This window comes from Nocardia sp. NPDC004573, assembly GCF_053602135.1.
The window spans coordinates 95863-117511 of record NZ_JBSGDA010000011.1; the positions used below are offsets into that span (position 1 = coordinate 95863).

20 protein-coding genes are annotated in these 21649 nt (G+C 69.5%); 14 read left to right on the top strand and 6 right to left on the bottom strand.

The window, feature by feature from the left end; translation table 11 throughout:
• The first annotated feature begins 13 nt into the window (after window positions 1-13).
• Entirely contained in the window at window positions 14-448 is a 435-nt protein-coding gene (locus ACWEKR_RS19145; RefSeq protein WP_452355600.1) for a CBS domain-containing protein, read from the top strand.
• Here ACWEKR_RS19145 and ACWEKR_RS19150 read toward each other — a convergent pair.
• Window positions 445-876 (bottom strand): pyridoxamine 5'-phosphate oxidase family protein, encoded by a 432-nt coding sequence (locus tag ACWEKR_RS19150; protein ID WP_452355601.1) that lies wholly within the window; start codon window positions 874-876, stop codon window positions 445-447. The two genes, ACWEKR_RS19145 and ACWEKR_RS19150, sit on opposite strands and share 4 nt — an antisense overlap.
• A 138-nt stretch (window positions 877-1014) precedes the next feature.
• On the opposite strand from ACWEKR_RS19150, the gene ACWEKR_RS19155 reads away from it, so the two are divergent.
• The 5 genes from ACWEKR_RS19155 (at window position 1015) to ACWEKR_RS19175 (ending at window position 7194) form a co-directional block, all read left to right on the top strand.
• Window positions 1015-2262, top strand: coding sequence for an aminotransferase class V-fold PLP-dependent enzyme (locus ACWEKR_RS19155; protein WP_452355602.1), 1248 nt, complete (start codon window positions 1015-1017; stop codon window positions 2260-2262).
• Window positions 2259-3545 (top strand): heavy-metal-associated domain-containing protein, encoded by a 1287-nt coding sequence (locus ACWEKR_RS19160; protein WP_452355603.1) that lies wholly within the window; start codon window positions 2259-2261, stop codon window positions 3543-3545. The genes ACWEKR_RS19155 and ACWEKR_RS19160 overlap by 4 nt, the downstream gene beginning before the upstream one ends.
• Window positions 3542-5023, top strand: a complete 1482-nt coding sequence (locus tag ACWEKR_RS19165) for a decarboxylase (protein ID WP_452355604.1) — start codon at window positions 3542-3544, stop codon at window positions 5021-5023. The genes ACWEKR_RS19160 and ACWEKR_RS19165 overlap by 4 nt, the downstream gene beginning before the upstream one ends.
• Window positions 5024-6343 (top strand): pyridoxal-phosphate dependent enzyme, encoded by a 1320-nt coding sequence (locus ACWEKR_RS19170; RefSeq protein WP_452355605.1) that lies wholly within the window; start codon window positions 5024-5026, stop codon window positions 6341-6343.
• A 221-nt stretch (window positions 6344-6564) separates the two neighbouring features.
• Entirely contained in the window at window positions 6565-7194 is a 630-nt protein-coding gene (locus tag ACWEKR_RS19175; RefSeq protein ID WP_159849668.1) for a TetR/AcrR family transcriptional regulator, read from the top strand.
• 27 nt (window positions 7195-7221) lie between these two features.
• Here the strand turns inward: ACWEKR_RS19175 and ACWEKR_RS19180 are convergent, their stop codons facing one another.
• The gene (locus tag ACWEKR_RS19180) at window positions 7222-10248 is read right to left on the bottom strand and encodes a tetratricopeptide repeat protein (RefSeq protein WP_452355606.1); all 3027 of its coding nucleotides are present in this window, start codon (window positions 10246-10248) and stop codon (window positions 7222-7224) included.
• A gap of 108 nt (window positions 10249-10356) precedes the next feature.
• On the opposite strand from ACWEKR_RS19180, the gene ACWEKR_RS19185 reads away from it, so the two are divergent.
• The 5 genes from ACWEKR_RS19185 to ligD all read left to right on the top strand — a co-directional run bounded on the left by ACWEKR_RS19185 (window position 10357) and on the right by ligD (window position 14348).
• Window positions 10357-10590, top strand: coding sequence for a hypothetical protein (locus ACWEKR_RS19185; protein WP_452355607.1), 234 nt, complete (start codon window positions 10357-10359; stop codon window positions 10588-10590).
• A gap of 19 nt (window positions 10591-10609) precedes the next feature.
• Window positions 10610-11710: an SPFH domain-containing protein gene (locus tag ACWEKR_RS19190; RefSeq protein WP_281873475.1), complete on the top strand. Its 1101-nt coding sequence runs from the start codon at window positions 10610-10612 to the stop codon at window positions 11708-11710.
• A 32-nt stretch (window positions 11711-11742) separates the two neighbouring features.
• On the top strand, window positions 11743-12144 hold the full coding sequence (locus ACWEKR_RS19195; RefSeq protein WP_159849674.1) for a cold-shock protein: 402 nt from the start codon (window positions 11743-11745) through the stop codon (window positions 12142-12144).
• A 120-nt stretch (window positions 12145-12264) separates the two neighbouring features.
• On the top strand, window positions 12265-13350 hold the full coding sequence (locus ACWEKR_RS19200) for an ATP-dependent DNA ligase (protein WP_452355608.1): 1086 nt from the start codon (window positions 12265-12267) through the stop codon (window positions 13348-13350).
• Window positions 13347-14348 carry a non-homologous end-joining DNA ligase gene (gene ligD, locus ACWEKR_RS19205; protein ID WP_452355609.1) on the top strand — a complete coding sequence of 334 codons (1002 nt, stop codon included), beginning with the start codon at window positions 13347-13349 and terminating at the stop codon, window positions 14346-14348. Before ACWEKR_RS19200 ends, ligD begins: the two co-directional genes overlap by 4 nt.
• A gap of 6 nt (window positions 14349-14354) precedes the next feature.
• Here ligD and ACWEKR_RS19210 read toward each other — a convergent pair whose 3' ends face one another.
• The 3 genes from ACWEKR_RS19210 to ACWEKR_RS19220 form a co-directional block, all read right to left on the bottom strand.
• Window positions 14355-15119 (bottom strand): DUF4190 domain-containing protein, encoded by a 765-nt coding sequence (locus ACWEKR_RS19210; RefSeq protein ID WP_452355610.1) that lies wholly within the window; start codon window positions 15117-15119, stop codon window positions 14355-14357.
• Window positions 15120-15555: 436 nt separating this feature from the next.
• Entirely contained in the window at window positions 15556-16218 is a 663-nt protein-coding gene (locus ACWEKR_RS19215) for a TetR/AcrR family transcriptional regulator (RefSeq protein ID WP_452355611.1), read from the bottom strand.
• Window positions 16202-17347 (bottom strand): acyl-CoA dehydrogenase family protein, encoded by a 1146-nt coding sequence (locus tag ACWEKR_RS19220; RefSeq protein WP_452355612.1) that lies wholly within the window; start codon window positions 17345-17347, stop codon window positions 16202-16204. Before ACWEKR_RS19220 ends, ACWEKR_RS19215 begins: the two co-directional genes overlap by 17 nt.
• A gap of 364 nt (window positions 17348-17711) precedes the next feature.
• On the opposite strand from ACWEKR_RS19220, the gene ACWEKR_RS19225 reads away from it, so the two are divergent.
• From ACWEKR_RS19225 to ACWEKR_RS19235, 3 genes are all read left to right on the top strand, one after another.
• Window positions 17712-18644: an alpha/beta fold hydrolase gene (locus ACWEKR_RS19225; RefSeq protein ID WP_452355613.1), complete on the top strand. Its 933-nt coding sequence runs from the start codon at window positions 17712-17714 to the stop codon at window positions 18642-18644.
• An 89-nt stretch (window positions 18645-18733) separates the two neighbouring features.
• The gene (locus tag ACWEKR_RS19230) at window positions 18734-20164 is read left to right on the top strand and encodes an SDR family NAD(P)-dependent oxidoreductase (RefSeq protein WP_452355614.1); all 1431 of its coding nucleotides are present in this window, start codon (window positions 18734-18736) and stop codon (window positions 20162-20164) included.
• 46 nt (window positions 20165-20210) lie between these two features.
• Entirely contained in the window at window positions 20211-20600 is a 390-nt protein-coding gene (locus ACWEKR_RS19235) for a DUF2784 domain-containing protein (RefSeq protein ID WP_452355615.1), read from the top strand.
• Between the two features lie 15 nt (window positions 20601-20615).
• Here the strand turns inward: ACWEKR_RS19235 and ACWEKR_RS19240 are convergent, their stop codons facing one another.
• Window positions 20616-21374, bottom strand: coding sequence for a thioesterase II family protein (locus ACWEKR_RS19240; protein WP_452355616.1), 759 nt, complete (start codon window positions 21372-21374; stop codon window positions 20616-20618).
• Between the last annotated feature and the right edge of the window lie 275 nt (window positions 21375-21649).

Below are 21649 nucleotides of genomic sequence, written 5' to 3' on the forward strand. Positions count from 1 at the left end.
CTGGATGGTGAATATGCGAATTTCGGAGATCCTGCGCAGGAAGGGCAGCGACGTGGCCACGGTCGCACCCGAGACGACAGTACGCGCGCTGCTGGCCACCCTGGCCGAGCGGAACATCGGCGCGGTCGTCGTCTCCGCCGACGGCGCCGCGATCGCGGGCATCGTCTCCGAGCGCGATGTGGTGCGCAGTCTGCACGCCCGCGGCGCGGAGCTGCTGGACACGCCGGTCTCGGCGATCATGACCGCCGCGGTGCGCACCTGCGCACCGGACGACCGGGTCGACGGGCTGCGCCGCACCATGACAGAGCACCGCATCCGGCATCTGCCGGTCGTGGACGGGGGCAGGCTGGTCGGCATCGTCAGCATCGGCGACGTGGTCAAGAGCGCGATCTCCGAGTTGGCGACCGAGCGCGAACACCTCGTCGACTACCTGCAGGGCAGGTACTAGAGCGTGCTCGGGTCGCCCAGATCGGCCGACAGCCAGTGCTCCGGCCGCAGGTAGACGGCGACCTGCGGACCGTAGGCCTCGGCCGCCTTCAGATAGGCGTCCACCGATTCGGCAGGCAGGTAGCGCGCGGTCATCTCGCGGTGCAGCTCGTCGGTCATCGGGGCGGTCCGGACAACCGGGCCCTCCACGCTCACGTACCGCACCGTTGGTTCGACCTGCTGCACCATCAGACTGAATCGACCGGTCTCCCGGAGATGGCGCATCTTCTGCGACTCCGGGCCGGTCAGGATCCATACCTCGCCCCCAGGGTGGTACTGGTACCAGATCGGGACGGTGAGGGGACCACGAGCGGCGCCCGCGGCCACCGAGAATGCCGCGACATGCGGCTGTGCCAGGAACTCTTGACGCTCTTGCACGGTCAGAGGCATACCTTCCAGGCTAGTCGTGAAAGACGTTGTATGCGACAAGTGTTCGAAGTCCGAACCGATAATGCGTATCGTGGGTGACGTCCGAGTTACCCCGGCGAAGGGAGCGTCACGTTGCGGTCCCCCGGCCAGAGATCGCCGGTGACGCGGACGGCGGAGACTCCCCGGTTCGCCCCGGCCGCGGTGCGGTCGATGTTCCCCGCACTGGCCGGCGCCGCCGAGGTCTACCTGGACAGCGCCGCCACCACGCAGAAGCCGCTGCCGGTCATCGAGACCATCCACCGTTATCACAGCAACGGCACGGCCAACGTCGGGCGCGGCACCTACCCCTGGGCCACCGGACTCACCGCGCGCATCGCCCGGATCCGGGAACGCACCGCCGCGTTCATCGGCGCCGAGCACCCGGACGAGGTGGTCTTCACCGCCGGCGCCACCGCCGCGCTCAACGCCGTCGCGCTGTCGTGGGGCCTGGCGGCGCTCGCCGACGGTGACGAGATCTTGTACAACACGAGCGATCACGCGTCCAACGTCTATCCGTGGCAGCACCTGCGCGGGCTGCTCGCCCGCTTCGGCCGGCGCATCCGTCTGATCCCCTACCGGGTGACCGCCGCCGGCGAGGCGGACACCGACGACATCCTCGCCAAGATCACCCCGCGCACCCGGCTGATCACGACCGGGCACCTGCACCACGTCTACGGCGGCCTCAGCACGCTGGAGGAATTGCACGGCCGGATCGACCCCGCCATCCTGCTGTGCTTCGACTGCGCACAGAGCGGCGGGCATCTCCCGGTCGACGTGACCGCGCTGGGCGCGGATTTCGCGATCTTCGCCGCGCACAAGATGTTCGGCGCGCCGGGCACCGGCATCCTGTACTGCCGCCGGCGCGTACACGACCGATTGGTGCCGTTCCTGCCCGGCGGCAATTCCGGCGCCGGGCCGGATCCGGACGGATTGCGGCCGGGGCCGATGCCCGCGCTGCTGGAAGGCGGCACGCCCGACATCCCCGGCATCCTCGCCCTCGGCAGCGCCCTGGACGTGCTGGAATCGTTCGGCCTGGACATCGTCGCAGCGCACAACCGCGCCTTGACCCTGCGCCTGATCGAAGGATTGCGGCCGGTCCCCGGCCTGGAGTTCCTGCCAGGCCCGGCGCACGCGGCGTGCGAGGTCGGCTACGGCATCGTCTCCTTCACCCTGGACGGGATCTCGGCGACCGACGCGGGATTCGTCCTCGGCGAACTGGGTTTCCTGGTGCGCACCGGTGCGCACTGCGTCCCCGCCGCCACCGACGGCGCGGGCTCGGTGCGGGTCAGCACGCACATCTACAACACGCCCGACGAGATCGACCGATTCGTCGCCTGCGTGCGAACCATCGCCGAGGAGGTTACGTGAGTAACGACATCCCCCGCTACGACCGGCGGGCCGCGTCCAGGGTGCTGGCCGACTTGGCGCAGCCGGGGTTGTTCACCGAGCCGGTCCCCTCTCCCCCGCATCGCCGATTCGAATACACCTGTGCCGCTTTGCGTCCCGAGCCCCGTAGCCATCTCACCTACTCGCAGCGACTGTATCTGGAGCGGTTCATGCGCCCGTGCCGCGCGGATCAGGTGACCAGTGCGACACACCGGATCGCGTGGACCGACAGCGACGGCATCCCGAATACCGGGCATTTCCGCGCCGGCGGCCTGGGCCCGGTGGTGCCGATCGCGATGCGCGAGACCGTCTTGGCGCTGTGGCGTCGACTGGACACCGATACCGCCTTCGCCGCGCGGATCGCGGCACTCGGACCGGACGAACACGCCGTTCTGGCGGGCACGACCACCGACCACGACCCACGCGACATCTTCCGGGTCGGCATCGAGGCGGCGGGACGCGTGCTGGCCCAGCACGCGCTGCTGGCCGCCCAGACGCCGCACCGTGATGCCGCCGCGTTCGCCGAGGCCCTGCGCGCGTCCGGCATCTTCGCCGCGGTGGCCACGCGATGGTTCTGGGAGTTGCAGGCCTCGACCTATCGGCGCGGCATGATCCCGGTGACCCTCGCCGTACAGCCCGACGGCACCCTGCGCTATTCGGCGGAGACGGTGGCCACCCTGCGCGCGATGAAGGACGCCACCATCGCCGACGCGCACTCCGTGATGGAACGCGCCACGACGACCGAAGGTCTCACGGTCGCCGAGGCGACCGCCAAGTACCACGACGATCTCGACCTGATCTCCCGGCAGTACGCGCTGCTGCCCGCGGGCAGCCATCCGGCCTGCCCGGCGACCACACCCCATCAGCTCGACAGCGGGCACTTCAGCATCCTCCCGCTGCTGGTCGACCGGTTCGTCGCGACGTTCACCGCGATCGTGGACCACTGTGCGATCGCCGAGGTGAGCGCCGAATTCGACGACGCGACCGCCGACCGGGCCGCCACCGCCGAGGATCAGGTGTTCTACGTGCCCGATATGACCTGCAAGCATTGCGTCCGCACGATCGGCGGCGTGCTGGAGTCGATGGACATCCGCGTGGTCGAGATCGACCTGGACAGCAAGCGGGTGGTGGCCGAGTTCCGCAGCCCGCGCAACCGGGCCCGGGCATTCGAGGCGATCCGGGACGGCGGCTACAACCCGGTCGCGCAACGCCCCGACGACGCGCCGCGAGCCGAGGTCACCGAGTCGTCGGAAGCCGCCGTATGACGCCGTGGCCGCCTGCGCTGCCCGCGAAGGTGCATCCGGCGGTGCGCGCCTTTCTCGACACCCCGGGTCTGGCGACAGAGACGCTGACGCGCTTCGGATCCCCGGCGCATCTGGTATTCCCCCAGGTCTACTCGGACAATCTGCTGCGCCTTCGCGCCGTGCTCGAGCGACGGCTTCCCGGGCACCGCCTCTGCTACGCGCACAAGGTGAATCAGTCCCGCGCGTTCGTCCGCACCGCCGCACGCGCGGGCATCGCCATCGACGTCGCCTCACCGCACGAACTGGCCTGCGCGCTCGCCGCCGGGTTCGATCCGCCACGCGTCGAGGTCACCGGTCCGAAAGGCGAAGCATTCCTGCGCGACCTCGTCGACCGCGGGGTGACGATCAACGTGGACAACCTATGGGAATTGGGCCGCATCGCGGAACTGGCCGCGCCGGGCGCGGAAGTCCCCGTGCTGCTGCGTCTTTCCGGATTCGACCCGGGTCAGGTGAGCCGGTTCGGGATGCCGCCGGCACACATCGAGCAGGCTTTCGATCTGTTGTCGGCACAGCGCGGGCGAGTCGCCTTCCTGGGGTTCGCCTTCCACCTCGACTCCGGTGACCTCGGCGAGCGCGTCCGTGCGATCGACTCCTGCCTGCGATTGATCGAGCAAGCCTACGAGCGCGGGCTCACCCCGTCGGTGCTCGACATCGGCGGCGGGTTCCGGCAGGTGTTCACCGCCGACGCCGAACGATTCGACGCCTACGTGCTCGCGCTGCGCGAGTCGCTGCTCGGCCGCGGGGAGCCGATGACCTGGGGCAGCAACACCTTCGGCTATCACGTGGCGGGCGGCGCCGTGCACGGCACGCCGGTGTTCCACAAGTACGCCAACACCGTTCCCGCCGACCGCATGCTCGCCGATCTGCTCGACGCCCCGCTGGAGCGGCACGGCGGGCGCACGGTGGCGCAAGTGACCGGCGACAATCTGTTGGAGTTGTGGCTGGAGCCCGGCAAGGCGCTGGTCGACCACGCGGGCATCACGGTGGCCACCGTCGAGTTCGTCAAAGAGGTCGCCGACGGCAGCGTGCTGGTGCATGTCGACCTCAGCCGCGACGCGGTGACGCCCGCCGATCAAGAGGTCATGGTCGATCCGATCCTCCTGCCACGCGCGGGCGAGGGCCACGCGGCCGGCCCGGTCGGCGTCTACCTCGCCGGACGGCTGTGCCTGGAACGCGACCTGATCACCAATCACAAGGTGTGGCTGCCCGCTCGGCCCCAGCCCGGGGATACGGTGGTGTTCCCCAATACCGCCGCCTACCACATGGACCTGTCCGCGGCAACGGCCTCCATGCATCCGCTCCTGGCGAAATTCGCGGTCACCCGCGGGAGTGACGGGTTCCGGATCGTCCCCGACGCCGAGTACGAGCCCGGCTTCCCCGTCGCGTCGCGCGCCGCCCACTCTGTCACCAGCCCGGTCCGATCCGTCGAGGCGTCCTGAATGCGATACGACCACATCACCGAACTCATCGGCAACACGCCGCTGCTGCGGCTCGACCCCGCGGTGCACGGACTGCCGAACGTCGAGTTGTACGCGAAACTGGAGTCGCACAACCCGTTCGGCTCGGTCAAGGACCGGGTCGCCTGGGCTATGCTGCGCGACGATCTCGTCGAGATCCGCGCGAGCGGGCAGACACTCATCGAAGCGTCCAGCGGGAACACGGCCAAGGCGCTGCGTGTCCTCGGCGCGGTGCACGGCATCGACCTGCGCGCGGTCACCAACCGCATCAAGGTGAGCGAAGTCCGTGATCTGCTGCAGCTGTTCGGCACCGAGATCGTCGAATTGCCCGGGCTGTCCGAGTGCCCCGATCCCACCACACCGAACGACGTCTATTCGGTGATCGAGTCGACCATGGCGCAACAGCCCGGCGCGTACCGGCATCTGTCGCAGTACACCAACGAGAAGAACATCGAGGCGCACCACCACGGCACCGGACGCGAGATCCACGAGGACCTGGCCGCCGACGGCGTCGCCAGGATCGATTATCTGTTCGGCGGGCTCGGCACCACCGGCTCCACCAGAGGGACCGCCACCTACCTGCGCAAGCACCATCCCGAAATGCGCACTGTCGCCGTGGTTTCGGAGCGCTCGGACTTCGTACCCGGCATCCGATCGGAGACCGAGATGTGGGATGTGGGGCTGTTCCAGCCCGACTTCTACGACCGGATCGTCACCGTGTCGGCGGGCGACGCCGTGGACGCGACCCTGCGCCTGGCCACCGGATACGGCGTGCTGGCCGGGCCGACCAGCGGCGCGGGCTACGCCGCCGCGCTGGAGACGCTCGGCGCGCTGGATCCGGCCGCCCCGGACGACCCGATCGTCGCGGTGTTCATCGTCTGCGATCGGCTCGAGCCGTACCTGTCCTACATCAAGAAGCGCAGGCCGGAATTGTTCGGCCGCGCCGAGCGCGACGCGGCGCCGACCGAGGCCGAACTGGCCGCGGTGCCGCGTCTGTCGCCCGAGCAACTCGACGCACTGGACCGGACCGGCCGGCCGACCATCGTGGACAGCCGTGGCGCGATGGCCTACCGGATCGGGCACGTGCCCGGCGCGATGAACATTCGCGACGACCAGCTCGACGACATGTTCGGCCACGGCATCCCGTTCCCGCGCTCGCGCCCCGTCGTCTTCGTCTGCCCCGTCGGGGAGCTGTCGGTGCGGTTCGCCGCACGGGCGCGCCGAGCCGGATACGACGCCGCGAGTCTGGCCGGAGGCGTCGTCGCCTGGCGCGACGCCGGACTGCCGCTGGAACGAGGTTGACGCCAGGATGTGTGCCGTCAGGTCACCGGCTCGACGGGAAAGCCCGACAGCAACGGACCCTCCACTACCGAACCGCCGAGAGACCCGGGGAAGGTAACCGGGGAGGAGTAAACCGACAGTTACCACGCCGTGACGGCGCGGGATTCATTTCGGCAAGACCCCGCAGGCCGGGGCCGGAGCGGGCCGCGCCGGGGTGTGCCGCCAGGCATTATCGTGGGGCCGTGCAGACAGGTCAGGAAGCAGACGACGACGGGGGCCCGCGGATCTGGGGTGGGACGACGCTCACCGAGCGCAGGGAGACGCGGCGGGCGACGCTGCTGGAGGCGGCGCTCGACCTGATCGGGGAGTCGGGCGCGAGCGGGGTCACCATGCGGGCGGTGTGCCGCAAGGCCAATCTCACCGACCGCTACTTCTACGAGAGCTTCGCCAGCCGCGACGAGTTGCTGGACGTGCTGTACCGCCAGGTCGCCGACGAATTCCTGGAGCCGATGACGGCCTTCGCGGCCACCGATGACCCGTCCCGTGACCGCGCGCTGTCGGAGATCCTGGTGGACAAGGTGCTCGCCGACCCGCGCAAATCGCGGCTGTTCCTGGTCGAGCCGTATTCCAGCACCGGACTCGGGCAGACCACCTTCGCGGTGATGCCGGTCTTCACCCGGGTCATGCAGGATCATCTGTTCGGCCACATCGACGACCCGGTCAAGCGCAGGCTGGCGGCCGTGACCATGGCCAGCGGGAACGCGGGCATGTTCTCGGCGTGGCTGAACGGCTCGCTGCGGGCCACCCGCGAGCAGATCATCGAGCACTGCCTGGCGATGCTCACCGTGTATCGCTCGCTCTATCGCTCCTGACGCCACCCGCCGCGCGCGGCCGAGCGTTCAGTCCCCGGCCTGGCCCCGCCAGTACGCCAGAGTGTTCTTGGTGCGGATGGTGGCCGCGTGATTGGGGCCCAGCGCACGCAACTCCGCGACCAGCAGGACCTCCAGTTCCGCGACCGCGCGGGTGAGGTCGCCGTGCCGGGCGCGGCAGCCGGCGAGTTCGTTGCGGGTGGCGAAGGTGTCGGGATGATCCGGGCCGAGCACCCGCAACCGGTCGGCGAGCAGTTTCTCCCAGTCGACGATCGCGCCCGCGAGGTCGCCGCTGTCGGCGCGGTATCCGGCCAACCGCCCGCGGGTGAGCAGCGTGTCGGGGTGGTCCGGGCCGAGCACCCGCAGGCGGTCGTCGAGCAGCCGGGTGAACTCCGCGCCCGCCCCGGCCAGATCGCCGCTGCGCGCGCGGAAGGCCGCGAGGTTGTTGCGCGCGCCGAGTGTGTTCGGGTGGTCGGGCCCGAAGACGCGCAAGTAGTCGGCCACCAGTTGCTCGAATTCGGCGCGGGCGCCGGCGAGATCGCCGCTGTCGGCCCGCCAGTACGCCAGGCTGTTGCGGGTGCGCAGGGTGTCCGGATGGTCGGCGCCCAGCACGCGGGCCCGGTCGGTGCGCAGCTGTTCGAATCGGGTGATCGCCCCGGCGAAATCGCCGATGTCGCCGCGGTTGGACGCCAGATTGTTCCTGGTGCGCAGGGTTTCGGGATGGTCGGGGCCGAGCAGGCGCAGCTGGTCGGTCAGCAGTTGCTCGAATTCCGCGCCTGCGCCGGAGTAGTCACCGCAGCGGGCGCGGTAGCCGGCCAGGTTGTCGCGGGTGTCCAAGGTGGCCGGGTCGTCGGCGCCGAACACCCGCAACCGGTCGGCGAGCAATCGCTCGAAATCGGCGACGGCGCCGACCAGATCGCCGCTCTCGGCGCGGTGATAGGCGCCCCGCTGCCGCGTGGTGAAGGTGTCGGGGTGGTCGGGCCCGAGTGCATCGACGAAGTCGGGCGCCCACGCGGCCCACAGGTCGCGGTCGTCGGCCGACCTGCCGGTTTCCAGCTTCATCAGGAAATCGATCGCCAAGGCGGAGTCACCGTAGGCCAGGCAGTGACGCACCGCCGCGCCCCGCGCGTAGTCGGCGGCCCGGTCGGTGTCATCGGCCTGGATCGCCGCGACCAGGGCACGGTGCGCGTCCGCGATGCGCACACCGAGACGGTGGCATTCCGCACGCAGCGCGGGCAGGAACGCGCTGTGGGTCACGCCGAGCGACTCGCGCACGGTACCGGGATGACTGCGGGTGACCAACGCGCCGAAATTCACCGCGAAGTCGCGGACCCGGGCGGCGCTCAGGTCGACGCCGAGCGACAACAGGGCCGAATCCAGCAACTCCAGCGGCAGCACCGGGCCGACACCCGCCGCGACCAGTAGCCCGAGCAGAGCCGCCACGTCGCTCGCGGTCGCGGGGTCCACCCCGCGCAACGCGGTCTCCACGCGTAGCGCGATGACCCGGTCCAGGCCGATCCCGGAGGCGACCGCGCCGTCGGTCAACCCGGACGCGACCTCCAGCAGGATGCGCGCCACCAGCCAGCCGCCGGAGACCACGCGCGAACCGCTCGCGTCGGTCGGGGTCTCCGCCAGCAGCCGCTTAATCCAGCCGATCCAGTCGACCGGGCCGACCGGCGCCGTGCCGCGCGCCGAGTCCACCACGGCGGCGATGTCGTCGGCCGCCGGTTCGGCGACATCGATGCGGTACATATGCGCCAGACCTGGATCGTCCTCGACGCCGGTCCCGGGCCGGATGCCGACGATCACCCGCACGTACCGGAGGTCTTCGCGGCGGGTGAGATCGGCGATCGCCGCCACGAGCAGCCGCCTGGTCCCTTCCTGCGGCTGATTGAGCCCGTCGAACACCAAGGTGACCCGGCGTCCGGCCGTGGACAGGCGCGCCAGCGGGCGGCGGACCAGGATGTCGAAGATGTCGAACTCGTCGCGGGGCCGATGCGCCCGCGCCGCGCGCGCCGCTTCCGGGAAACCGGGCAGCCGCGCGTCCAGCTGCGCGGCCAGCTCCGCGGCCACCGACTCCACCGAGCTGTTGACCGTGAGGAACACCGCGGCGGTGATGTAGTCGGGGGTGACGGCGAGCCCGTCGACCAGGCTGGGCCGGATCAGCATCGCCAGCAGCGTGGACTTCCCCACGCCCGCGGGCCCCAGCACCGCCCGCAGCCGGTGGCTGCCCGCGTCGACGATCGCGTCCAGCCGCTCGCGGACGTCAGGCGTCAACAGCAGGCTGCGGGTGAGCTGGTCGACGAACCCGGCCGCCGAACGCCCGCTCACCGCGTCGCGATGACGCGCGGTGTTCGGCACCAGCCACAGGCCGGGGTCGACGCCCTGCGTGGTGGACACCGCGCCGGAGCTGAAGGACAGATGCTGCGGCTGCTGGTGGGTGCACTGCACGGCGATCGGATCGACCAGGTCCGAGGGCAGCAGGTTCTCGCCGCGCAGCGGCAGGCCCAGGTCGAAGGTGGCGAGCATGGCGCGGGTGAAGCACCCGGAGTAGGCGGGTCCGTCACCCGAGGCGACCAGCAGTTCCATCCGGCCGCCCGACTGCGCCAGCAGATCGGTCCACCGGCGCGCGGCCCCTTGCACGCCCTGACCGGCTTCGCAAGCGTCCACGAGCAGCACCAGCCCGTCCAGCGCGGCGCGGTCGAGCCGCTCGCGGATCTCCTGGGTCAGATGGAAGGCGTTGTGCGAGGTGGGATCCGCGGGGGAATCGTGGCCGAGCAGGTAGAAGTCCTCGGAGGTCGTCGCGACGCCGTGCCCGATGAAGCCGAGCAGCAGCGTGGCCTGCCGCTGCGATGCCGCCGCGAACGCGGCGTCCACGGCGGTGATCAATTGCGCGACAGTCGGATTGAGCACCGGTCCGTCGACTTCGATCGCAGGCCGCCAGCCGCCCGCGTCGGTCAGGCTTCCGTACAGCCCTTGGGCGAGTTCGTCGGTGAAACCCAGTTCTCCCAGCGCCGCGCATTCCGACCCCACCACCAGCGCCAGCCGACCTGCCATGCAAGAAACATACCCGCGCCGTCGCGGCCGTCCGCCGCGGCCGATATCGAAAAGCGCTGTGCGAGACGTAGGGTGGCGGTCCGGGAACCGGAAGAAGGAGATCGCGGGATGACCGACCCCGTGGTGGGTTTGACGGGTACGCTCACATCGCCGATCCGAGGTGCCGGGACGCTGGGCGAGGTCCTGGTCGCGATTCGCGGGGGAACCGAGCTGTACATCGCACAGTCCACCGAGCCGATCCCGGCCGGTGCGGCTGTGCTCGTCATCGCGGTCCATCCGGGGCGCGTCGTCGACGTCGTCTCGTGGATTCCGCTCACCCCGGATCCGGCCGGAGAAACCTGAGACAGTAAGGGAGACAGACGTGCTGGGTTACCACGTGCCGGACCCGGATGAGGCGATGCTGGTCAGCGGCGGCAAGAGCCGGGACAACGCACCGTTCAAGGTGATCATCGGGCGCGGCGCCTGGGTGGTTCCGCTGTTCCGCAAGGTGCGCTACCTGTCGCTGGCGATGTTCGAATCCGAGATCAAGGAGCGGTGCGTCACCAAGCAGGCCATCCAGCTCGACGTGCGCGCGGTGATCGCGTTCAAGGTCGCCAACGACACCCAGTCCATCGTGAACGCCGCCCAGCGGTTCCTCTCCGAGCAGGAGCGGGAGATGTCGGTGCTGACCGGGCGCATCTTTTCCGGGCACCTGCGCTCCATCGTCGGCTCGATGACGGTCGAGGAGATCATCCGGGAGCGCCAGAAACTGGCCGACGAAGTGCTCGTCGCGTCGAAAGTCGAGATGAGCAATATCGGCCTGTGGGTCGATTCCTTCCAGATCCAGTCCATCGACGACGGCAACCTCGGCTATATCGCCGCCCTGGCCGCGCCGCACAATGCCGCCGTGCAGCGCGACGCGCAGATCGCGCAATCGCAGGCCGCGCAGGCGGCGGCGCAGGCCGAGCAGGAATCCCAGCGCAGGCAGGCGGAATATCAGCGCGAGACGGCGATCCTGCGCGCGCAATACCAGCGCGATATCGACAAGGCCAACGCCGAGGCCGCGCAGGCAGGCCCGCTCGCCGAGGCGATGGCGTTGCAGGAGGTGCTCACCGCCCAGGCCGAGCAGGCGCGCAAGGAAGCCGAGCTGCGGGAGCAGCAGTTGCAGGCCGAGGTCGTGAAACCTGCTCAGGCCGAGGCGGATCGGGTGCGCATCCTGGCCGAGGCGGAGGCGGATCGCACCCGTATCCAAGCCGCGGCGGCCGCGTCGAACAATCGGATCGCGCTGGATCAGTTGTTGATCGAACAACTACCGGAAATCGTGCGGCAGGCGTCGAACGGGTTGGCGAACGCGAATCTGACCGTGCTGAACGGACCCGACGGAGTGAGCGAACTGGTGAACGGAATGGTCGGTCAGGGACTGACGGTTTTCCATTCGTTGCAAAAGGCTCTTTCCTCCGACGACGGCGAAAACGCGAGTTAAAGTGGCCGGGTAGCGACGGCGACGAGGAGCGGGTGTTGGTGTCCATCGGGAAATTGGTGTCGTTCGACAGCTCTCGGGGATTCGGATTCATTCGGCCGGAGGACGGTGGGCCCGACGTGTTCGTCCACGTCAACGACATCGGCCTGGACGAGGACGAGTTGCGGCAGGGGCGGGTGTTCGAATTCGAGGTGACCGAAGGCGACCGCGGTCCCAAGGCGGTGAATCTCACCGTGGTCGGCGGGTCGCCCGCGCCACCCGCACGGCACAAGGGAAAGGACCGGACGGGTTCGGGACAGCTCACCGTCGCCGAGCACAAGCGCCTGATCACCGAACTGCTCTTGGACGCCAGCCCCGCGCTCACCGCGGGCGAGATCCTCACCATTCGCGACCGGCTCACCGCGTTCGCCGACCAGCACGGCTGGCTGGAGAACTGAGCGGCGGGTTCCACGATCCTGTCGGGGCCCACGCCTACGATCGAGCCGCGGCCGCATACCGATGAGTTCGCTTCGCGCGCGCCGTCGGTATGGGTGAGGATCGAACCCGAGGAGGATCGCGTGGACCTACCGGTGATGCCGCCAGTGCGGCCGATGCTGGCCAAATCCGCGCCCGCGGTGCCCCGCGAGCCGGGCTTCAGCTACGAACCCAAATGGGACGGCTTCCGCTGCATCGTGTTCCGCGACGGCGACGAGGTGGAGCTGGGGTCGCGCAACGACCGGCCCTTGACCAGGTATTTTCCCGAGGTCGCCGAGTTGCTGAAGCAGGCGCTGCCCGATCGCTGCGTGGTGGACGGCGAGATCGTGGTGGTCACCGAGCAGGGCCTGGACTTCGACACCCTGCAGAACCGCCTGCACCCGGCCGCGTCCCGGGTCGCCAAGCTGGCCGCGGAGACGCCGGCCAGTTTCGTCGCCTTCGATCTGCTCGCACTCGGCGACGACGACCTGACCGGCGCGCCGTTCACCGAGCGCAGGCGCCTGCTGGAGACGATTCTGGACACCGCCCTCGCGCGCGTCCATCTCACACCGCTCACCCACGACCCCGAGGTGGCCGAGGACTGGTTCACCCGTTTCGAGGGCGCCGGATTCGACGGCGTGATGGTCAAGCCCGACGACCTCGCCTATTTCCAGGACAAGCGGGTCATGCTGAAGGTCAAGCACGAGCGCACCGCCGACTGTGTGGTGGCGGGTTTCCGCTGGCACAAAGACGGGGCCGGAGTCGGTTCGCTGCTGCTCGGGCTCTTCGACGACGAGGGCCACCTGCACCATGTCGGCGTGGCCAGCAGCTTCACCGCGGCGCGGCGCACGGAACTGATCGAGGAGCTCGCTCCGCTGCGGGAGAACGCGCTGGACAGCCACCCGTGGCGGGACTGGGCCGACGCCGCGGCGCAGGCCGCCGCGGACGGCAAGATGCCCGGCGGCGTCAGCCGCTGGACCGGCGGCAAGGATCTGTCCTGGGAGGCGCTGCGGCCGGAACTGGTCGCCGAGGTGCGCTACGAGCACGTGCAGTCGGGGCGGCTGCGCCACGGCGGCAGGCTGGTGCGGTTCCGGCCCGACCGGACCCCGCAGTCGTGCACCTACGCCCAGCTCGACGAAGTCGCGCCCGCGGAACTGAGCACGCTGTTCGGCGAAGGCGCGGCGCGATGAGCGAGTCCCTCGACATCGAGACCGACGGCCGGACCGTCACGATCAGCAACCCGGACAAGGTCTATTTCTCCAAGCGCGGCGAGACGAAACTCGATCTGGTGCGGTACTACCAAGCGGTCGCCGAACCCTTCCTGAACGTGGTCGGCGGGCGGCCGCTGCTGCTGGAGCGCTACCCGGACGGGGCATCGGGCAAATCCTGGTTCCAGAAGCGGGTGCCGAAATCCGCGCCGCGGTGGCTGCGCACCGTGGAGGTGTCCACGCCCAACGGCACCACCAGCGACGCCCTCGTGGCCCACGATCTGGCCCATATCCTGTGGGCGGTGAACCAAGGGTGCCTCGGATTCCACGTCTGGCCCAACCGGGCCGACAATCTGGAGATTTCCGACGAGCTGCGCATCGACCTCGATCCCTCGCCTGGCATCACCTTCGCCGATCTGCGGCACGCCGCCGTCCGCACCAGGGATCTGCTCGCCGAACTCGGCATCGAATCCTGGATCAAGACCTCCGGGTCCCGCGGTCTGCATCTGTACTCCGCGCTGGAGCCGAAGTGGGACGGCTATCAGGTGCGGGCGGCCGCGGTCGCGCTGGCCCGTGAACTGGAGCGCCGGTACCCGGAGGACATCACCGCGCAGTGGTGGAAGGAAGAACGCGGCAACCGGGTTTTCATCGATTTCAATCAGAACGCCCCGCACAAGACGGTTTTCGGGGCCTGGTGCGTGCGGCCTAAGGTCGGTGCGCAGGTGTCGACGCCGATCAGCTGGTCCGATCTGGATTCGGTGGTACCCGACGAGCTGACCATCGCGACCGTGCCCGCCCGCTACGCCGAATCAGGCGACCCGTGGGCCGACCGCGCGCCCCAGTCCATCGCCCCGCTACTGGAGATGTCCGAACGAGACATGGCGGCCGGCCTCATGGACGCGCCGTGGCCGCCGCAGTACCCGAAGATGCCGAACGAACCGCCGCGGGTGCAGCCGAGCCGCGCCAAGAAGACCGAATAGCGCGCGCTACTCGGTCCACAACACCCAGGTGCCGCTGCGGCCGCTGAGCTCGCACACCAGAGCTCGGCCGTCGGCGGTGCGTCCGGTCTTCGCCCCGGAGGCGTCGCACTTCGAACCAGCCTGCTGCACGGCGGTCGCGACGACGTGCGGGCCCGCCCACTGGTAACCCCCGGAGGTGGTGAGACAGATCAGGGTGCCACCGTCGGCGGCGCTGCCGATCTGGCCGAGTTGCGCCTCGGTGCACGACGAACCTTTCGTGACCGGTCCCTGCGATGCCGAAGGGGTGGTGGTCACGGCAGGGCTCGGCGCTGCCGCCGTTGTCGTCGCCACCGGACGCTCGACGGTCGGGGGCACCGAGGCGACGGGCGTGGGCGCGATCACGGATTGGCGGTTCATCACGTCGGGCAGCCAATTGCCCGTCAGCAGGACGATCCCCGCCACCGCGGTGATCTCCGCGACGCCCAGCAGCAGCGCGAACATCGCCATGACCCGGCCGCGAGGGTGGCTGAAGGCGATGAAGCCGAACACGATGGCGACCGGGAACAACCCGAGCAGTGCCGCCACCAGGGCGACGATCGCGTACGGATTGACGATGGGCGGGATCTCCACCCGCAGGCGCCCGGTCCGGCGCCGGCTCGGCGACTGCTCGGGCCAGCGCTCGTCCTCGTCGTTCTCCCAGCGGCCGTCGGGCTCCGGCTCCGCCTCCGACCAGCGACCCTCCGGCTGCGCCTGCGGCCAGCGATCCGTATCACGCCGTTCTGCCCGTGTCATTCAGGTTCCCTCTCCACAGCAACACACCGCGCAGGAACCTCGGACTGCCCGGACCCGCCCCGATATACCGACACAGAATAGGGCGCGCGACGCGAAAAGTTGATCCGAAGTATCCAATATTCGTGATCGGGCCGTGATAACAAACTCTCCGCAACGCTCGCGGATTTGTTAGCCGAGGCGCATGCCGGTCGACCGACGCCCCTGCGTGACCGCGGCCATTCGGAGGAGGAGTCACGTCCGATACGGCGACGTCGAGCGGCCGGGACACCCCCATGGGATGCCAGGGCCGGCGATTTGCTCGGCGACAACTCGAATCTGCCCGGCATCGTGGTGTGCGCGCTCGCGGTGGTGGCGGTGGCCATGGCCGTCACGGTCATGAACCGTGCGTCCCATGCGCCATTCGCTACCGCGGCGCGCGGTGATCCGTGGCATCGGGTCACTGCTTGCGATCGACCTTGGGCAGCGATTCGGTGACCAGTGTCAGCAACATGTCGCACAGCAGGTCGTGCACCTGCTCGCGGGTGAGCGTGCCGCGGGTGATCCATTCCCGGCCCGCGACCTTGACCAGCCCGCCGTAGGCGCGCACCATCGCGCGCAGTTCGGCATCGTGTGCCGAATGGGCCAGTCCGACCATCAACAGCAGGCGTTCGGCGGCCGCGTCGTCGGCCGCGTCGAGGATCTGCTGCACCTCCGGATCGTCACCGACCCCTTCGTGGCTGGTCACCTTCACCCAGGTGCTGCCGTGTTCGGCGATAGTGTCCAGCAGCCAGCGCACACTGGCGTCGACACGCTCGCGCCAGGTGCCGGTCGGCACGATCATGCTGTCGAGCTTGGGCAGCGTCACCATACGCCGCACCACCGCGAGGTAGAGATCGCGCTTGTTGCCGAAATAGTGGTTGATCAGGCCGCGGGCCACGCCCGCCCGCTGCGCCAGCTCGGCGGTGGAGACGGCCGCGTACGGGCGTTCGCCGAACATGTCGATCGCGCAGGCGAGGATCTGCGCGCGCCGCTCGTCGGGTTCGAGCCTGCGGCGGCGCGGTAGCGCCGGATCGGCGCCACCGTCCGCGGTCGCGCTGGTGGTGTCAGAGAGACCGGGCAATGAGATCCTTCATCACCTCGTTGCTGCCCGCGAGAATGCGCAGGACGCGGGCGCCGGTGTAGAGCTGGGAAATCGGGTACTCCGTCATGTAGCCGTAGCCGCCGAACAGTTGCAGGCAGCGGTCAACCACGATACCGAGCTGATCGGTCAGCCAGTACTTCGACATGGCGGCGCTGGGAATATCGAGTTCGCCGCGCAGGTGCTTGTCGATGCAGTCGTCGAGGAAGGTGCGGGAGACCTTGCTGATGGTCGCGCATTCGGCGAGCTCGAACTTCGTGTTCTGCATCGCGAACAGCGGCTTGCCGAACGCTTCGCGGCCCTTGGTGTAGTCGACGGTGAGTTGTACGGCCTTCTCCATCATGGCGACCGCGATGATCGCCGTGACCAGGCGCTCCTGCGCGAGCATCTGCATCATCTGGTAGAAGCCCTGGCCCTCGGCGCCGCCGAGCAGGTTGGACGCGGGCACGCGCAGGCCGTCGAAGAACAGTTCGGCGGTGTCCTGGGCCTTACCACCGATCTTGCTCAGGATGCGACCACGCTTGAAGCCGGGAGTCTCGTCGCCGACTTCGGCGAAGATCAGCGAGACACCGGCCGCGCCCTTGGTCGGGTCGGTCTTGGCGGCGATGATGATGCCGTCACACAGCCAGCCGTTGGTGATGAAGATCTTCGAGCCGGTGATGACGTACTCGTCGCCCTCACGCACCGCGCGGGTCTTGATGTTCTGCAGATCCGATCCGGTGCCGGGCTCGGTCATGCCGATGGACAGCACGATCTCGCCGGCGGCCGCCTTGGGCAGCACGCGCCGCTTGAGTTCCTCGGAGCCGAACTCGTACAGATACGGCGCGATGATCGAACTGTGCACGGGGATGCCCATCGATCCGTCCCCCGCGCGCGCCTGCTCCTCGATGATCGCGGCCTCGTGGGCGAAGGTACCGCCGCCGCCGCCGTATTCGGCCGGGATCGCGGGGCACAGCAGGCCGAGCTCACCCGCCCGGTTGTACAGCGCGCGATCGGGGTGCCCCTGGGCGACGAACTTCTCCTCGTACGGCACGACCTCCTTGTCGAAGAACGTCTTCGCCAGGTCGCGTACCGCCTCGACCTCGTCGTCACTCCACGCCGCGCGTGCCATCGCTGGATCCTTTGCTCGCTCCGGTCCGGCGCCGTCGCCGGTTCCGCCCCAGGTTCCCGAACTATTGGCGAGTTGTCAACAAGTGGTCCGCGCCGCTGCCGGGACCGTCCGGGGTCGAGCCGGATCGCCGGTGCGCGCATGCGGATTTCGAGGCCCCCACGGGGGCATCCGGCCGCCCACCGGCTCACTCGGCGGTGGTTCGGCACCCAGCTCGCTCGACCGGTGGTGACCTGCGCCATATTCGGGCGTTTCACCTTTCCCTTGATGGGTCAATTCTTCGTACTGTCCGTATCGGAATTACTGACGTCGGGCACGACGGCGACGTGCCATCGGATCGGTAGCCGGCAGCGAATGAGGTAAGGACATGGCCGAACTGCTCGACACCACCGAAACGCCCCGCCCGGACCGCACCTGGACGGTCGACCGGGACGGCGCCCAGCTCGCCGTCTACGAATGGGGTGATGCCGCCGCCGACCCGCTGGTACTGGTGCACGGACTCACCGATACCCACCGTGTCTGGTCGACGGTCGCGGCTCTCCTGGCCGACGGCTTCCGGGTCATCACCTACGACGTGCGCGGCCACGGACGTTCGACCGCCCCCGCGGCGGTGTCCGAGTACCGCCTGGACCTGCTCGCGCAGGACTTCTACGCCGTCATCGATGCCGCAGGCCCGGGCAAACCGGTGCACACGTGCGGCCACGGCTGGGGCGCCGTTCAGCTGTGGGAGGCCGTCTGTGACGAACGGGCCAACACCCGCATCGCCTCGTTCACGGCGATCGCCGGACCGAACCTCGATCATCTCGGCCTGTGGTTGCGTGCGCTGGCGCCCCGCGCCGGGCGCGAACTCCGCGACCCGGGCTCGTGGCTGCACGGCGCGCGCTGGGCGCTGACGCCCGGTCCGATCGCCCGCAGGCTCTGCCCGCCGCGGGTGCGCGGGTTGATCGCGCACCACCTCGGTGGCGTCACACCGCTGCCCGCGCGCGTGGCCCGCACGTGGCGTACCGATCTGGTCGCCGGAGCCCGCCTCGCGCAGGCCAATCTGCTGCACCACCTCGGCAAACCACGCGTGCGGCGGACGGCCGTCCCGGTCCAGTTGCTGGTCGACACCACCGATCCCTTCGTCCCGGCCGCCATATACGACGCCTCGGCGCGCTGGGTCGACAAACTGTGGCGCCGCGCCGTCCCGGCGAATCACTGGTTGCCGATCACCGAGCCGCTGCTGGTCGCCGAGGCGATCGCCAACTTCGTCGACGATCTGCGCGCCGATCGCGCGGCCATCACCCCGCGCAGCGGCTGACCGCGCCTACCCGCCGGGGCGCGGGGTAGCGGGTTTGCGACAATAGGCCGGTCGTCTGCCCAGCTCGATGAAGGATGTCCCCTGCCGCGATGGCCGAAAGCATGATCGATCCCGAGGATCTCGCGACCTGTCTTCGGGTCCTGGAGCACGCCGGAGCGCTCGACAAGGATCATCCGGACTCGATGGCCGTGCAGCGGGCGGTCGGGCACATGTTCAAAAAGCTCAAGCAGCGCCGCCGCTCCGAAGCGCGCGCGGCGGTCTCGGCCGCCGACCGCGCGGTGGTCGCCGCCACCGCGACCGGCTCGCCGAACCGGATCGACGACGAAACCGCGGGGATCCCGATCAGCTCGAACACCAGCGGAGCCAGCGCGGGCACCCTGATCCGCCCGCGGCCCTGCTACATCTGCAAGCAGCGCTACACCCAGGTCGACGCCTTCTATCACCAGCTGTGCCCGGACTGCGCGGCGAGCAGCCACGCCAAGCGGGACGCCCGCACCGACCTGACCGGACGACGGGCACTGCTCACCGGCGGCCGCGCCAAGATCGGCATGTACATCGCGCTGCGGTTGCTGCGCGACGGCGCGCACACCACCATCACCACCCGCTTCCCCAACGACGCCATCCGGCGTTTCGCCGCGATGGACGACAGCGCCGACTGGCTGCACCGGCTGCGTATCGTCGGCATCGATCTGCGCGACCCCGCCCAAGTGGTCGCCTTGGCCGACGACGTCGCCGCCCAGGGCCCGTTGGACATCCTGATCAACAACGCCGCGCAGACGGTGCGCCGCTCCCCCGGCGCCTACAGCGCCCTGGTCGAGGCCGAAGCGGGACCGCTGCCCGCGGGCGCGCTGCCGGAGGTGGTGAGTTTCGGCAAGACCATGCAGGCGCACCCGACCGCCCTGACCGCATCGCTCACCCCCGCGCTGACCGCGGCCGACGTCGCGGAACTGGCCTTGGTCGCGGGATCGGCGACGCCGGAACGCATCGCGCGCGGTGTCGCGATCGACGCGGGCGGCCTGGTGCCCGACCTCGCGTACACCAACAGCTGGGTGCAGACCGTCGCGGAGGTCGATCCGACCGAACTGCTGGAGGTGCAGCTGTGCAACTCGGTCGCGCCGTTCATTCTGGTCTCGCGCCTGCGCCCGGCGATGTCGGCCGCGCGGGCGCGCCGCAAGTACGTCGTCAACGTCTCGGCCATGGAGGGGCAGTTCTCCCGCGCCTACAAGGGCCCGGGACATCCGCACACCAACATGGCCAAGGCCGCGTTGAACATGTTGACCCGCACCAGCGCCCGGGAGATGTTCGAACAGGACCGCATTCTGATGACCGCGGTCGACACCGGCTGGATCACCGACGAACGGCCCCACTACACGAAGCTGCGCCTCGCCGAGGAAGGCTTCCACGCGCCGCTGGACCTGGTCGACGGTGCGGCGCGGGTCTACGACCCCATCGTGCAGGGGGAGAACGGCACCGATCTGTTCGGCTGCTTCCTCAAGGACTATCAGCCCTCCCCCTGGTAGCGGCCGGGCCCGGACCCGCGGCGCGCCGGAAGGCTACGCTGGAAGCGTGTTCTACCGGCTGACGGCCGACGCCACCGCCGTCACGCATTTCGCCTTCGTGGCCTACGTGGTGGTCGGCGGGTTCCTGGCGTGGCGCTTCCCGCGCACCATCTGGCTGCACCTGCTCGCGGTCTGCTGGGGATTCGGCACGATCGTGGTCGGCTTCGACTGTCCGCTCACACATCTGGAGAACTGGGCGCGCGAGCGCGCCGGGCAGCAGCGGCTGCCGTCGACCGGGTTCATCGACCACTACCTCACCGGCGTGATCTATCCCGAGGACGCGCTCGGATCGGTACGGGCGCTGGCGGCAGCTGTAGTGGTGGCGTCCTGGATCGGTTATGCGTGGGCGGTGCGCCGACGGAACGCCCCGGCCGCCGGTGTGCACGCCCCGCACTGATCCGCCGCAATTCGGTCAGACGCCGAGGTGGCGCGCGACGAAACCGGCGACTTCCGCGCCGTGCTCATCGAGATAGAAATGCCCGCCGGGAAACGTGGCCCGGTCGAATCCGCCGCTGGTGTACGCGCGCCATCCCTCGGCCTGCTCGGGTCGCATCGTCGGGTCGTCCGTGCCGACCAGTGCCGCGATATCGGCGCGCAGCGGCTCCCCGGCTCGGTGGCGATAGGTCTCGACCGCTTGATAATCCGCACGCACGGCGGGCAGCACGAGTTCGGCGAGGCCCGGCTCCGCGCGCAGCAGTTCGAGCGGGGCGGGATCCGAGGCGAGCCGCACCAGGTCGTCGATGAGGTCGTCGTCGGAGGCCAGGTGCAGCCGTTGCGTCTCCTCGAATTCCGGTGCGGGACGGCCGGACACGAACAGCGTGGTCACCGGCTGCCCCGCGTCCTCGAGCCTGCGTGCGGTCTCGTACGCCACGGTCGCGCCCATGCTGTGCCCGAACAACGACAGCCGCTCGAACCTGTGCTGCGCAACCACCTCGTGCGCGATCCGGTCCGCCAGTGTCACCAAGTCGGTGATCAGGTCCTCGCCCACCCGGTCCTGCCGTCCCGGATACTGCACCGCGAAAACCGCGACGCCGGCCGCGAACCGCTGCGCGAGGTCCCGATAGGCCGTCGCCGATCCGCCGCCGGGCGGAAAGCACAGCAGGTGGTGCCGCGCGGCCGACTCGGATCGCAACGTCCGCAACCACGCCGAGTCGGTGCTGTCGCCTGCCACGTTCGATCTCCCTTCGCCGCCGCCGTCCCGCCGCGCAGGCCGGACCAGACCACGGTAGTCGCCCACGGTCGCCAGGTCCGGTCGACCGCCTCAGCCCTCGCCCATCAGTCCGGCGATATGGCCGGTGGAGTGGCGGTGGACCCTCCATGGGCGCCGCACCGCGGCCCTCACCCGCCGAGCGCAAGCACCTGCTCACCACGCTGGCCGAGATCCACCTTGCGGGCATGCGAACGGACCGATCGAACCCGCCGGACACCGACCGATTCCCGATTCGT

Bases quoted from the DNA above. Each gene is read 5' to 3' on its own strand.
- ACWEKR_RS19230 (WP_452355614.1), top strand. From the start codon at position 18,734: ATGGCCGAAAGCATGATCGATCCCGAGGATCTCGCGACCTGTCTTCGG.
- ACWEKR_RS19210 (WP_452355610.1), bottom strand. From the start codon at position 15,119: ATGACACGGGCAGAACGGCGTGATACGGATCGCTGGCCGCAGGCGCAG.
- ACWEKR_RS19145 (WP_452355600.1), top strand. From the start codon at position 14: ATGCGAATTTCGGAGATCCTGCGCAGGAAGGGCAGCGACGTGGCCACG.
- ACWEKR_RS19170 (WP_452355605.1), top strand. From the start codon at position 5,024: ATGCGATACGACCACATCACCGAACTCATCGGCAACACGCCGCTGCTG.
- ligD (WP_452355609.1), top strand. From the start codon at position 13,347: ATGAGCGAGTCCCTCGACATCGAGACCGACGGCCGGACCGTCACGATC.
- ACWEKR_RS19220 (WP_452355612.1), bottom strand. From the start codon at position 17,347: ATGGCACGCGCGGCGTGGAGTGACGACGAGGTCGAGGCGGTACGCGAC.
- ACWEKR_RS19150 (WP_452355601.1), bottom strand. From the start codon at position 876: ATGCCTCTGACCGTGCAAGAGCGTCAAGAGTTCCTGGCACAGCCGCAT.
- ACWEKR_RS19225 (WP_452355613.1), top strand. From the start codon at position 17,712: ATGGCCGAACTGCTCGACACCACCGAAACGCCCCGCCCGGACCGCACC.
- ACWEKR_RS19180 (WP_452355606.1), bottom strand. From the start codon at position 10,248: ATGGCAGGTCGGCTGGCGCTGGTGGTGGGGTCGGAATGCGCGGCGCTG.
- ACWEKR_RS19165 (WP_452355604.1), top strand. From the start codon at position 3,542: ATGACGCCGTGGCCGCCTGCGCTGCCCGCGAAGGTGCATCCGGCGGTG.
- ACWEKR_RS19185 (WP_452355607.1), top strand. From the start codon at position 10,357: ATGACCGACCCCGTGGTGGGTTTGACGGGTACGCTCACATCGCCGATC.